Origin of the sequence: Bradyrhizobium sp. (assembly GCF_017881085.1) — a bacterium.
In the GTDB taxonomy this organism is placed as follows: domain Bacteria; phylum Pseudomonadota; class Alphaproteobacteria; order Rhizobiales; family Xanthobacteraceae; genus Bradyrhizobium.
Genome location: NZ_JADGRI010000155.1, coordinates 1 through 11,954, shown reverse-complemented (window position 1 = coordinate 11,954; position 11,954 = coordinate 1). Strand labels below are relative to the sequence as shown.

General features: G+C 64.2%; 13 protein-coding genes. 11 read left to right on the top strand and 2 right to left on the bottom strand.

Translation table 11 applies throughout. The features are described from left to right. Positions 1 to 229: 229 nt before the first annotated feature. Together QZ213_RS15850 and QZ213_RS15845 are read right to left on the bottom strand one after the other, a co-directional pair. A complete protein-coding gene (locus QZ213_RS15850; RefSeq protein WP_291687032.1) occupies positions 230 to 1,369 on the bottom strand; it encodes a thiolase in 1,140 nt (379 codons plus the stop codon). 5 nt (positions 1,370 to 1,374) lie between these two features. Further along, entirely contained in the window at positions 1,375 to 1,788 is a 414-nt protein-coding gene (locus tag QZ213_RS15845) for a Zn-ribbon domain-containing OB-fold protein (RefSeq protein WP_291687031.1), read from the bottom strand. Positions 1,789 to 2,001: 213 nt separating this feature from the next. On the opposite strand from QZ213_RS15845, the gene QZ213_RS15840 reads away from it, so the two are divergent. The 11 genes from QZ213_RS15840 to alkB all read left to right on the top strand — a co-directional run bounded on the left by QZ213_RS15840 (position 2,002) and on the right by alkB (position 11,850). Continuing rightward, positions 2,002 to 3,249, top strand: a complete 1,248-nt coding sequence (locus tag QZ213_RS15840; RefSeq protein ID WP_291687030.1) for an amino acid ABC transporter substrate-binding protein — start codon at positions 2,002 to 2,004, stop codon at positions 3,247 to 3,249. A gap of 43 nt (positions 3,250 to 3,292) precedes the next feature. Next, on the top strand, positions 3,293 to 4,219 hold the full coding sequence (locus QZ213_RS15835) for a branched-chain amino acid ABC transporter permease (protein ID WP_291687029.1): 927 nt from the start codon (positions 3,293 to 3,295) through the stop codon (positions 4,217 to 4,219). Beyond that, the gene (locus QZ213_RS15830) at positions 4,212 to 5,132 is read left to right on the top strand and encodes a branched-chain amino acid ABC transporter permease (RefSeq protein ID WP_291687028.1); all 921 of its coding nucleotides are present in this window, start codon (positions 4,212 to 4,214) and stop codon (positions 5,130 to 5,132) included. Before QZ213_RS15835 ends, QZ213_RS15830 begins: the two co-directional genes overlap by 8 nt. Then, positions 5,122 to 5,853, top strand: a complete 732-nt coding sequence (locus QZ213_RS15825) for an ABC transporter ATP-binding protein (RefSeq protein WP_291687027.1) — start codon at positions 5,122 to 5,124, stop codon at positions 5,851 to 5,853. Before QZ213_RS15830 ends, QZ213_RS15825 begins: the two co-directional genes overlap by 11 nt. Further along, positions 5,843 to 6,562, top strand: coding sequence for an ABC transporter ATP-binding protein (locus tag QZ213_RS15820; RefSeq protein WP_291687026.1), 720 nt, complete (start codon positions 5,843 to 5,845; stop codon positions 6,560 to 6,562). Before QZ213_RS15825 ends, QZ213_RS15820 begins: the two co-directional genes overlap by 11 nt. Further along, on the top strand, positions 6,562 to 7,902 hold the full coding sequence (locus tag QZ213_RS15815) for an acyclic terpene utilization AtuA family protein (RefSeq protein WP_291687025.1): 1,341 nt from the start codon (positions 6,562 to 6,564) through the stop codon (positions 7,900 to 7,902). Before QZ213_RS15820 ends, QZ213_RS15815 begins: the two co-directional genes overlap by 1 nt. 4 nt (positions 7,903 to 7,906) lie before the next feature. Beyond that, positions 7,907 to 8,260 carry a hypothetical protein gene (locus QZ213_RS15810; protein WP_291687024.1) on the top strand — a complete coding sequence of 118 codons (354 nt, stop codon included), beginning with the start codon at positions 7,907 to 7,909 and terminating at the stop codon, positions 8,258 to 8,260. Then, entirely contained in the window at positions 8,254 to 9,603 is a 1,350-nt protein-coding gene (locus QZ213_RS15805) for an amidase (RefSeq protein WP_291687023.1), read from the top strand. Before QZ213_RS15810 ends, QZ213_RS15805 begins: the two co-directional genes overlap by 7 nt. Continuing rightward, positions 9,596 to 10,282: a DUF2848 domain-containing protein gene (locus QZ213_RS15800; protein WP_291687022.1), complete on the top strand. Its 687-nt coding sequence runs from the start codon at positions 9,596 to 9,598 to the stop codon at positions 10,280 to 10,282. Before QZ213_RS15805 ends, QZ213_RS15800 begins: the two co-directional genes overlap by 8 nt. A gap of 153 nt (positions 10,283 to 10,435) precedes the next feature. Then, a complete protein-coding gene (locus tag QZ213_RS15795; RefSeq protein ID WP_291687021.1) occupies positions 10,436 to 11,185 on the top strand; it encodes a 2OG-Fe(II) oxygenase in 750 nt (249 codons plus the stop codon). Positions 11,186 to 11,196: 11 nt separating this feature from the next. Beyond that, a complete protein-coding gene (alkB, locus tag QZ213_RS15790) occupies positions 11,197 to 11,850 on the top strand; it encodes a DNA oxidative demethylase AlkB (protein ID WP_291687020.1) in 654 nt (217 codons plus the stop codon). Positions 11,851 to 11,954 lie beyond the last annotated feature (104 nt).

Here is an 11,954-nt window from a genome sequence, read left to right as displayed (position 1 = left end):
TAAGGCGATCTCCTTGCCGATGCCGCGCCCGGCGCCGGTGACGACGATGACTTTATCCTGAAGTGATTTGGCGGCCATGATAGTCCTTTCTGCTTTTTTAAGGTCGAAGCAAACAACACTCGTCATGCGCGGGCTTGACCCGCGCATCCATCGATCTTCACAAAGTGAAGGATTGCCGGGTCAAGCCCGGCAATGACGAATCGGATGCCGTGCCCCGAATCCGTCATGTCTACTTCTCGTTCGTGAAAATGATCGTTCCCGACGCCGCGAACATGCCGCCGACGCCGTGGCAGACGGAGATTTTTGCCCCCTGAACCTGCGCAGGCGCGATGCCGCGCATCTGCCGCACGCTTTCCTGCAGCGCGTACATGCCGTACATGCCCGAATGCATGTAGGAGAGGCCGCCACCATTGGTGTTGAGCGGCAGCTTGCCGCCGGGCCGCGTGTTACCGTCGGCGATGAATTTGCCGGTCTCCTCGTGCGGCATGAAGCCGAGGTCGCCGAGGCCGTAGAGCGGCAGATGCGCGAAGGCGTCGTAGATCATGAGGTGATCGACGTCCTTGTGGGCGATGCCGGCCTCCTTGAAGGCCAGCGGACCCGCGACCCTGAACGCGCGCGAACTGTCAAAGGTCTGCATCTGGCTGACCATCGGCGTTTCGACGCTCTCGCCGGTGCCGAGGACGTAGACCGGTTTGTTCGGAAAGTCCCTGGCGCGGTCGGCGGAGGTCAGGATCAGCGCGCCGCCGCCGTCGGTGACGAGGCAGCATTGCAGGATGCGGAACGGATAGGCGATCATCTTCGAGTTCAAGACGTCCTCGACCGTGATCGGCGCCTTCATGGTGGCGCGCGGATTTTTCGCGGCCCATTCGCGCTGCACCACCGCGACCATGGCGATCTGCTCGTGGGTGATGCCGTGGGTCTTCATGTAGCGCAGTACGGGGATCGGAAACATGCTCGGCGGCCCGAACACGCCGAACGGCTGTTCGAACTGGCCATTGAGGCTGTCCGGCGCGGTGAAGCGTGGCTGCTTGCCGATCATCGACTTGCCGCTCTCGGCGTGGGTGATCAGCACGGTCTTGCAGAGGCCGGCCTCGATCGCGGCGGCGGCGTGACGGACGTGCAGCATGAACGAGCAGCCGCCGACCGAGGTGCCGTCGACCCAGGTGGGCGTAATGCCGAGATAGTGCGCGATCTGCTGCGGCGTTTCCACCGCGGTGGCAATGCCGTCGATGTCGGACAGTTTGAGCCCGGCATCGGCGATGGCGTTCAGCGCCGCATCCGCATGGAGCTGGATCTGCGACACGTTGGGTATGACGCCCAGTTCGGTGGTTTCGGCAGCGCCGACGACGGCGACCTGGTTTCTTCGCATGATGCTTAGCCCTTCGTCGGACGGAACAGAGGAAGGGTGATCTTGTCGTCGAGCGCTTCGAACGCGACTTCCAGCTTCATGTCCAGTTCGAGCGCCTCCGGCGTCTGCGGGCAGTCGATGATGTTGCTCATCATCCGCGGACCTTCGTCGAGCTCCACCACGGCGATGGCGTAGGGCGGCGTAAAGCCGGGCGCGGCGGGCCGGTGGTTGATGACGTAGCTGTAGAGCCTGCCCTTGCCGCTGGCCTTGAACACGCTGACCTTGCGGCCGCCGCAGCCGGGGCAGAACGGGCGGGGCGGGAAATACACGTTGGCGCAGGCGTCGCAGCGCTGCAGGCGAAGTTCACCCGCCTGGGTGCCGTCCCAGAAATGCTGGGTCTCCGGCGTCGGTTTTGGTTTCGCGCGGGCTGGTTCGGCCATGTCCTCGTTTCCTCCCTGGAGCGTGCGGGTCGCGCCTCGGCCCGCCGGTTCCGATCTTGATGCGACATTGGACGGCCTGGCGTCAACGGTCCAGCGAGCCCGCGCATGCCGCGTATTCCGGCACACGCACTATTGTCGGGGCAGAGATGCTTGTATGGCTATCACCGCACGCGGTAGATTACCGCCGAGAACGAAGAAAATCGGGAGGATTCGATGTTGAAAATCACGGGCGCGGTGCTGGCCGCAGGTTTGGCCTTGGGCACCCAGGCGCTTGCCGCCGACGCGCCGGCCGAAATCAAGATCGGCACGCTCTATGCCTCATCCGGACGCTTCGCCTCGATTTCGATGCCGGTGCACAGCGCGCTGAAGCTCTGGGCGGAACAGAAAAATGCCGAGGGCGGGGTCTTTGTGAAGGCGTTCGACAAGAAGATCCCGGTCAAGCTCGTCGCCTATGACGATCAAAGCAACACCGCCACAGCTTCCACGCTCTACAACCAGCTCATCACGCAGGACAAGGTCGATCTCCTGGTCGCGGACTCCGGCTCGGTGCTGACCGCGCCCGCGGTGGCGATTGCGCGCGACCACAAGATGTTCCTGTTCGACCAGACCGGCACCGGCGCCAGCTTCTTTTCCAAGGACAATCCCTATATCGCGCTGATGGCGGATCCGGTCTCGACCGTCTGGCCGAAGCCGGTTGCCGATTTCGTTTCGCAAGACGGGCCGGGCCTCGGCATCAAGAAGATCGCGATTCTCTACTCGACCAACGAGTTCACGGGAACGCAGGCCAATGCCTTCCGCAAATTCGTGAAAGACTCCGGCGCACCGATCGAGATCGTCTACGATCAGGGTATTCCGACCGAGACCACCAACTACACCGTCATCATCAACAATATCGCCAACACCCAGCCGGACGCGGTGATCCACTTCGGATACGCGCCCAACGATATTGCGTTCCTGCGCAACGTCGCCGACGTCGGCGTCAACTTCAAGATGTTGTTCTCGATCTATGCGGGGCTGGAGACCGAACTGCTCGAGAAGAATGTCGGCGAGAAGGGGCTGGAATATGTCTACACCTATGTGCCGCCCTCCGAACTCGAATATCCCGTCAATTTCGGCATGGACATGAAGGCTTACAAAGCCGCCTGGGACAAGAAATATTCCGATGGCAAGGTCGAGTTCGGCTTTAACGCGGTGGCCGGATACACCACGGGACTCGTGATCGAGAAGACGCTGTCGGTCGCGACCAGCCTCGATCAGATGGAACTGCGCCGGGCGGTTTTCAGCCTGTCAGGAGAACTCAAGACGCTCGACGGCACCTTCGCGCTCGACGAGATGGGCGGCCAGATCGGCGAATTGACGCCGCTCGGGCAGCTCAGGCTCGACGATCACGGCCACATCAAGTTCGTCTCTATCTATCCGCACGAAACCGCCACCGGCAAGCCGGTCTATCCGCGTCCATGATGCGGCTGGGGTTCGGAAAGCGGCTGACGGGAGCGACGCGCCGATGCTGATTTACGCGCTCGTCGCCGGCGTCCTGTTCGGCTTGTATTTCAGCCTGGTCGGCATCGGCCTCAATCTCGTGTTCGGCGTCATGCGCATCGTCAACCTTGCGCATGGCGATATCCTGATGCTCGGCGCCTTCGTCGCCTTCGGGGTCGTGGCTCTTGCCGGCATCGACCCCTTGTTCGCGGTGCCGCTGGCCTTTGTGCTGTTCGTGCTGGTGGGCTTCCTGCTCTATTGGGTATTGGTGCCGCGGCTGCAGGGCTCGGTTAATCCGGAAATGCTGTCGATCATCCTGTTCTTCGGACTGTCGCAGGTGATCGAGGCCGTCACGACGATTTTCTTCGGCACCAGCGAACGCTCGATCCAGAGCCGTATGCTCGGCACGGTCTTTTCCACGATCAGGATAAAATTGTTCGGCGGCAAGCCCGGCGCGAGCGGACCGATCCAGATCTTCGGGCAGGGCTTTCCGGCCGCCTGGGTGATCGCATCCATCACCAGCCTGATCGCCATCGCGCTGGTCTATCTTTATCTCTACCGCACGCGCCTGGGCACGCTCACGCGCGCCGTGATGTCGCGGCGCGACGAGGCGCTGGCGACCGGCATCGACGTCGATCGTATCTCGGCCGCGGCCTTCGGTATCGGATTGGGGCTTGCCGCGGTGGCCGGCGTGTTCGCGCCCTTCATGTTCGGATCGGTGACGCCGGCGTTCGGGGCGGATGCGACCGTCACCTCTTTCGCCATCGTGGTGCTGGGGTCGCTCGGCAACCCCTTGGGCACCGCGCTCGGCGGCGTGGTGTACGGCGTCTGCTACATGCTGGTGCAGACCTATCTCAGTTCCTGGGCGGACCTATTGCCCTATGTGCTCCTGATCTTCATCCTGCTGCTGCGCCCGAGCGGGCTGCTCGGAAGGCGGGTGCGCGTTGCCTAGCGCCTTCAAACACGCTCTGTTCATCGTGCTGCCGCTGATCGCCGTGTTCGCGGTGCTGCCCAGCTTCTACCAAAACCACCTGCTGCTGTTCAATTTTGTGATCTTCCTGATCCTCGCCCAGGGCGTGAACATCATCTACGGTTTTACGGGCTACCTACCGTTCGGCTATGTCGGCTTCTTCGGTGCCGGCGCCTATGGCTTTGCGATCCTGGTGATGCATTATCAGGCCCCGGCACCGCTCGCGGTGCTGGCCGGCGGAGTGATTGGCGTGGCCTTAGGCCTGCTGCTGACGCCGCTGTTGCGGCTGTCGGGCGCTTACTTCGCCATCGCGAATCTGGCGGCGTCGCTGGCGGTGCTTCATTTCGTCGCCAATCCGGCGCTGGAGAATATCACGCGGGGGCCGTACGGCGTCTCGCTCACCGGCACCTTCAATCCGACGCTCGCCTACAACGCCGCGCTCGTGGTGCTGACGCTGACGCTCGGCGCCGTCGTGTATCTGAAAAATTCCCGCTTCGGCCTGGCGCTGCAGGCGGTGCGGGAGGATGCGGTCTCGGCCTCGATGGCGGGCGTCGATGTGGTGTGGATGCGCGTGATTGCGTGGCTCGCTTCCGCGCTGGTCGCGGGTCTCGCCGGCGGCGTCTATGCCTGGTACGTGTCGGTGTTCTATCCGGACAACGTCTTCTCCGGCGATTTCAGCATTTTTGCCATCGTGTTCGCGCTGTTCGGCGGCGTCGCCACCATCACCGGGCCCATCGTCGGCGTCATCATCCTCTACGGCATCTACAACCTGATCGGGTTCACCACGCCGCAATATTTCCAATTGATTTACGGGCTGTTGATCATGGGGCTGGTGCTGTTTCTGCCTGCGGGCCTGGTCTCGCTCGCAACCCGGAGGGGCTGGCATGTGCCCTGACAGCGCGCCCATTCTCAACGTGACAAAACTGGCAAAGCGTTTCGGCGGTTTTTACGCGCTCGATGGCTTGAGCTTTCACGTTGCGTCCGGCGAGATTCTGGGATTGGTGGGGCCAAACGGTTCCGGCAAAACCACCGCGATCAATGTGATCTCCGGCCTCTATGCGCCCGACGGCGGCGAAGTGGTGCTGGATGGCGTCTCGATCGGCGGGGTGGCCTCGCACAAACTGGTCCACCGCGGCATCAACCGCACCTTCCAGGTTCCGAAGCCCTTTATGTCGCTGACGGTACGCGAGAACATCGAGGTCGCTTTGGCCTATGGACGCGCCGCGGTGGCGCCGCCTGATATGGCTGATCTGCTCGACGAATACCGGCTGGCCGAGGTCGCCGATCGCCCGGCGGCCGATCTCAACAACGCGCAGCAGAAGATGCTCGATCTGGTGCGCGCGCTTGCCACGCGACCTCGCCTGTTGCTGCTCGATGAACTCGCCGCCGGGCTCAATCCGGCGGAACTGGACTGGATCGCCGAACGGATCAAGGCGCTGGCGCAGACGGGAATCGCGATCATCGTGGTCGAGCATCTCATGGGCTTCATCGAGCACATCACGGACCGCGTTATTGTCATGAACGCCGGCAAGGAGATCTTCGAAGGCAAGCTCGCGGTCGCAGTCCAGGTGCCACAGGTGATTGAGGTCTTCCTGGGAGGCGAGCATGCCGCCTGAGGCCGCGCCGCTGTTGAAGGCTGCCGGTGTCGACGCCGGCTACGGCACCATGCAGGTACTTTGGGGCGTCGATCTCGACGTGCGGCCGGGCGAGACCGTGCTGCTGCTGGGCGCCAACGGCGCCGGCAAGACGACGTTTCTCAAGACACTGGTCGGCCTGATCGAGGCGCGGCACGGCAGCATCGATCTCGGCGGCCAGGACGTGACGCGGATGCGCTCCAGCGACCGGATGCGGCTCGGCATGACCTATATGTCGGAGCTTGCGGTATTTCCGGATTTGTCGATCGAGGAAAACATCCGCGTCGGCGCGCAGGCGCTGGGGCACGCCGATCCGGGCGCCCGGGTCGAGGAACTCTATGGCGTATTCCCGGCGCTGCGCGAGAAGCGTCGCGCGCCGGCCTCCAGTCTCTCCGGCGGCCAGCGCAAGATGCTTGGCATCGCCAAGGCCCTTGCCGCCGAGCCGCGGCTTCTGGTGATGGATGAACCCTCGGCCGGGCTGTCGCCTTTGTTCGTCAAGGAAGTGATCCGGATCCTCAGCGAATTGCGCGGGCGGGGGCTTGCGCTCCTAATTGCGGAGCAGAATATCGGTTTCCTCGAGGTCGCCACGCGGGTGTTCGTGCTGGAAGGCGGCCGGATCCGCTTTTCCGGCACGGTAGCCGAAATGACCGACAATGAAGCGTTGCGGCGTGCCTATTTCGGACTGAAATGATGCTAACCATCAGGATAGGGTCAGGCGCGGGCTATTCGGGCGATCGCATCGAGCCCGCACTCGAGCTCGCCGAGAAGGGCGGCATCCAGTATCTGGTGTTCGAGTGTCTGGGCGAGCGCACCGTGGCGCTGGCGCAGCAGGCGCGCCTGAAGAACCCCGACAGCGGTTTTGATCCGTTGCTGGAGGAGCGGATGCGCGCGGTGCTGCCGGCCTGCGCCGCCAGAGGCATCAAGATCGTCACCAATATGGGCGCGGCGAACCCGGTCGCAGCGGCCCGCAAGACCGCCGAGATCGCAAAATCGCTCGGGCTTTCTTCGCTGAAGATCGCGGCCGTGACCGGCGACGACGTGCTCGACGCCTGCAAGGACGGCGATCTCCCCATCATGGAATTCGACGGCACCATCAAGCAGCTCGGCAACCGGCTGTTGTCGGCCAATGCCTATCTCGGCGCCGAGCCGATGGCGGAAGCTCTTCACCTCGGCGCCGACATCGTGATCACCGGGCGCGCGTCCGATCCCGCGCTGTTTCTGGCGCCGATGATCCACGCCTTCGGCTGGGCGATGGATGACTGGAACCTGCTGGGGCAAGGCACCGTCGCCGGCCACCTGCTGGAATGCGCCGGCCAGATCACCGGCGGCTATTTCGCCGATCCCGGCTATAAGGATATTCCCGATCTGGCGCGGCTCGGCTTTCCCATCGGCGAAGTCGGCGAAGACGGCAGCCTCGTCATCACCAAGGTCGCTGGCTCCGGCGGCGCGGTGACGGCGCAGACCTGCAAGGAGCAATTGCTCTACGAGGTGCACGATCCCACGCAATACATCCAGCCCGATGTGGTCGCGGATTTCTCTGAAGTGAAGGTCGAGGAGATCGCCAGGGATCGCGTGCGCGTCAGCGGCGGGCGCGGCACCAAACGCACCGGCACGCTGAAGGTCTCGATCGGCTATGTCGACAGCTTTATCGGCGAGGGGCAGATTTCCTATGCCGGTCCCGGCGCCCTGGCGCGCGGGAGGCTGGCGCTGGAAATCGTCCGCGAACGGCTGAAGCTCACCGGCGTGGCGGCAAGCGAATTGCGTTTCGAGCTGATCGGCATCGACTCGCTGCATGGCGCTCACGTCTCCGCGCATGGCAACGAGCCCTATGAGGTGCGCGTGCGCGTCGCCGGCCGCACCGAAAACCTGCGCGAGGCCATCCGGATCGGCAACGAGGTCGAGACGCTCTATACCAACGGCCCGGCGGCCGGCGGCGGCGCCTTCAAGTCGGCGCGCGATGTCGTCGCCGTGGCCTCGGTATTGCTGCCGCGCGAGCTCGCGAAGCCGCAGGTCCAGTTTGTGGGGGCATGAGGCGATGAAGTTGCGCGAGATCGCCCATTCCCGCACCGGCGACAAGGGCAATACCTCCAACATCTCCGTGATCGCCTATGACGAGAAGCATTATCCGCTGCTGCTTGAGCAAGTCACCAGCGCGCGGGTGAAGGCGCATTTCTCCGGTGTTGTCGAAGGCGAGGTGGTCCGCTATGAACTGCCCAATATATCCGCGCTGAATTTCGTGATGCAACAGGCGCTCGGCGGTGGCGTCACGCGCTCGCTCGCGCTCGACGCCCACGGCAAGTCCCTGAGTTCCGCGCTGCTCGATCTGGAGATCGAGGCGGCTGCGGACGGTAAACAGATCGATAGCGACGAGGCGACAAAGCAATGCTGAACGTTCCGACACTTGCCGAACTGTCCGGCGATCTCGAAAATGGCCGCACCAGCGCCCGCAAGATCGTCGACTCGTGCCTGGAGAGGATTGCCGACGCCTCCGGCGAGGGCGCGCGGGCCTTCATTCATGTCGACGCGGAAGCAGCGATCGAGGCGGCGGAGGCGATGGACCGGCTGCGCGAGATCAAGGCGGCGCCGTCGCCCTTTGCCGGCATTCCCGTCTCGATCAAGGATCTGTTCGACATCAGAGGGCAGGTGACCCGCGCCGGCTCGCGGGCGCTGGAGGATTCGGCCCCCGCGGAAGCCGATGCCACTGTCGTGGCGCGGCTGCGCCGCGCCGGTTTCGTGGTGATCGGCCGCACCAACATGACCGAATTCGCCTATTCCGGCATCGGCATCAACCCGCATTACGGCACGCCGAAAAGCGTGTGGCGACGCGACGTCGGCCATGTCCCCGGCGGATCGTCGTCCGGCGCTGCGGTCTCGGTCGCCGACCGGATGGCGCATGGCGCGCTCGGCACCGATACCGGCGGCTCCTGCCGGATTCCGGCGGCGTTTAACGGCATCGTCGGCTTCAAACCGACGCAGCGGCGCGTGCCGCTCACCGGCGGCGTGCCGCTGTCGTCCACGCTCGACAGTTTCGGGCCGCTGGCGCGCACCGTTGCATGCTGCGCGGTGCTCGATGCGGTGCTCGCCGGCGAGGAGATCGTTCCCTTGCGACCGCCCCCCATCAAGGGGATGCGGCTCGCAGTTCCGACCACGGTTGCGCTGGACGAACTGGAGGACGACGTGGCGCGCACTTTCGAACGCGCGCTGGAGACCTTGTCGCGTCAGGGTGCGCTGATCGAACGGATCGCGGTGCCGGAATTCCTCGACGTCGGCGTGATGAACAGCAAGGGCGGTTTTACCGCCGCGGAGAGCTACGCCTGGCATCGCTATCTGATCGCGAGCCATGGCGACGTCTACGATCCCCGGGTGTCGATACGCATCCAGCGCGGCGAAGCCATCAGCGCCGCCGACTATATCGACCTCCTGGAGATGCGAAAGTCGCTGATCGCGCGCGCCACAACGCGGCTGGCGCCCTATGATGCGCTGGTGATGCCGACCACCGCCAACACGCCGCCGCGGATCGCCGATCTCGCCGACGACGCGGCCTTTACCAGGGCCAACATGTTGGCGCTGCGCAATTGCAGCCTGATCAACACGATCGACGGCTGCGCGATCTCGCTGCCATGCCATCGCGAGGGCGAGGTGCCGGTGGGATTGATGCTGGCATCGTCGGGCGGCGCGGACCGCCGCATCCTCGAACTCGCTGCCGGAATGGAGGCCGCCATCCGTGTTTGACCTTGCCTTCACCGTCGACGCCCAGGACACCACGACGCCGCTGACGCTGGCGATCGATCAGGCCGTTATAGCGGGGTGGACCGGGCGTGATCCGGTGGCGCGCGACAAGCATATCGCCGAGTTAGAGGCGATCGGCATCGCTCGGCCGGCGACCACGCCGATCTATTACCGCGTCGCCGCGCGGCGGCTGACTACCGCGGACAGCATCGAGGTCAGCGGCGGCGATTCCTCGGGCGAGGTCGAATTCGTGCTGATCGGCTGGCAGGGCCGCGTTTTCGTCGGCGCCGGCTCCGATCACACCGACCGCAAGGTGGAAACCTACAGCGTCACCGTCTCGAAACAGATGTGCGACAAGGTGATGGCGCCAGTGTTGTGGGAAATCGAGGACGTCGCCGGTCACTGGGACCGGTTGATCCTGCGTTCCCATGCCTGGATCGACGGCGCGCGGGTGCTCTACCAGGAAGGCACGCTCGACGCCATGCTGGCGGTCGAGGACCTCATCCGGCTTGGCTTCGGCGGAAAGGGATTGCCGGACGGCTGCGCGATGTTCGGCGGAACCTTTGCGGCCAAGGGCGGCATTCGGCCGGCGAGCCGGTTCGAGTTCGAACTCGAGGATCCCGTGCTCAAACGCAGCATCCGGCATGCTTACGATGTGATCGCGCTGCCGGTGCTAGGTTAACTGTCGTCGCGGCCAGGCGAAGCGCGGGGCCGGGACCTATCAATGAAGGCCTGTGGTTATGGGTCCCGCTTTTGCGAGGACGACGACGTAAGGCGACGGTTCCCTTCGGAAATCGGGTGGCGCCGGGCGCCGTGATTTGCGAAAATCACGGCCATGAAAGCAACCGCCCAGAACATCCTCCACCCCGTACCTCCCTCCGATGTCGCCGCTTGCGTCGATGCCATTGACTGGACGGAGGTTACGAAGGAACTCGACGCCCAGGGCTGCGCTGTCCTCAAGGGATTGCTCTCGCCGGAAGAATGCGGCGCGCTGGCGGCGCTTTATCCGGACGACGGCCATTTCCGCAGCAAGGTGGTGATGGGCCGCCACGGTTTCGGACGCGGCGAGTACAAGTATTTTTCCTATCCGCTTCCGGATCCGATCGGCGAGTTGCGGCCGGCGCTTTATGCGCGGCTTCGCGACGTGGCCAATCGCTGGAACGGGGCCATGGGCATCGAGATCCGCTACCCCGAAGATCACGACGCGTTCCTGAAACGCTGCCATGCCGCCGGCCAGACCCGGCCGACGCCGCTGCTGCTGCAATACGAAGCCGGCGACTACAATTGCCTGCATCAGGATCTCTATGGCGAGCACGTCTTCCCGCTGCAGGTCGCGATCCTGCTGTCGGAGCCGGGCCGCGATTTCAGCGGCGGCGAATTCGTGCTGACGGAACAGCGGCCCCGCATGCAGTCGCGGCCCGAAGTGGTGCCGCTCGGCCAGGGCGACGCGGTGGCTTTTGCTGTGCATGTCAGGCCGGTGCAGGGGACGCGCGGAACCTATCGGGTTAATCTGCGCCATGGCGTGAGCCGGATCCGCTCCGGCCGTCGCCATACCCTTGGCGTGATCTTTCACGATGCGAAGTGAGTGCCGGCCTGTTGACTGCCGATCTGTTTGAAAGCATTGCCGATGTCCTGCCGTCGCGAGAGGCGATGGCGGAAGGCGCTATGCTGCTGCGCGGTTTTGCAAGCCCGTTCGAAAGTGAACTGATCGCGGTCCTGCGCGATATCGAAAGGCAGGCGGCGTTTCGCCACATGATAACGCCGGGCGGCCACGCGATGTCGGTGGCGATGACCAATTGCGGCGAGCTCGGCTGGGTCACCGACCGCAGCGGCTATCGCTACGAAGGCAATGATCCCGAAACGGGAAAGCCGTGGCCGGCGATGCCCGCAGCGTTTTTTCGGCTGGCCGGGCAGGCGGCGGCACAGGCGGGATTTTCCGAATTCTCGCCGGATGCCTGCCTGATCAACCGCTATCAGCCCGGCGCGCGCATGTCGCTGCATCAGGACAAGGATGAGGATGATTTCGGCGCGCCGATCGTCTCGGTGTCGCTGGGCTTGCCGGCGATCTTCCTGTTCGGCGGGTCGAAGCGCAGCGACAAGCCGCGCCGGTTCCGGCTCGAGCACGGCGACGTCGTGGTGTGGGGCGGACCGTCGCGCCTCGCCTTTCACGGTGTAGCCCCGCTCGCCGACGGCGAGCACGCCCTGATCGGCCGCCAGCGCATCAACCTGACGTTCCGCAAGGCGCGCTGAGGCTGCTGCGCGGGTCGCTCCGCAACCCGGCTACGCGAAGATCACATGGCCATTTCCGGTTCGACCGGCCGTTCTTTCTTCGTCTCCGGAATTTCCGTCATCGT

Bases quoted from the DNA above. Each gene is read 5' to 3' on its own strand.
- QZ213_RS15820 (WP_291687026.1), top strand. From the start codon at position 5,843: ATGCCGCCTGAGGCCGCGCCGCTGTTGAAGGCTGCCGGTGTCGACGCC.
- QZ213_RS15840 (WP_291687030.1), top strand. From the start codon at position 2,002: ATGTTGAAAATCACGGGCGCGGTGCTGGCCGCAGGTTTGGCCTTGGGC.
- QZ213_RS15835 (WP_291687029.1), top strand. From the start codon at position 3,293: ATGCTGATTTACGCGCTCGTCGCCGGCGTCCTGTTCGGCTTGTATTTC.
- QZ213_RS15850 (WP_291687032.1), bottom strand. From the start codon at position 1,369: ATGCGAAGAAACCAGGTCGCCGTCGTCGGCGCTGCCGAAACCACCGAA.
- QZ213_RS15805 (WP_291687023.1), top strand. From the start codon at position 8,254: ATGCTGAACGTTCCGACACTTGCCGAACTGTCCGGCGATCTCGAAAAT.
- QZ213_RS15845 (WP_291687031.1), bottom strand. From the start codon at position 1,788: ATGGCCGAACCAGCCCGCGCGAAACCAAAACCGACGCCGGAGACCCAG.
- QZ213_RS15795 (WP_291687021.1), top strand. From the start codon at position 10,436: ATGAAAGCAACCGCCCAGAACATCCTCCACCCCGTACCTCCCTCCGAT.
- QZ213_RS15815 (WP_291687025.1), top strand. From the start codon at position 6,562: ATGCTAACCATCAGGATAGGGTCAGGCGCGGGCTATTCGGGCGATCGC.
- QZ213_RS15825 (WP_291687027.1), top strand. From the start codon at position 5,122: ATGTGCCCTGACAGCGCGCCCATTCTCAACGTGACAAAACTGGCAAAG.
- QZ213_RS15810 (WP_291687024.1), top strand. From the start codon at position 7,907: ATGAAGTTGCGCGAGATCGCCCATTCCCGCACCGGCGACAAGGGCAAT.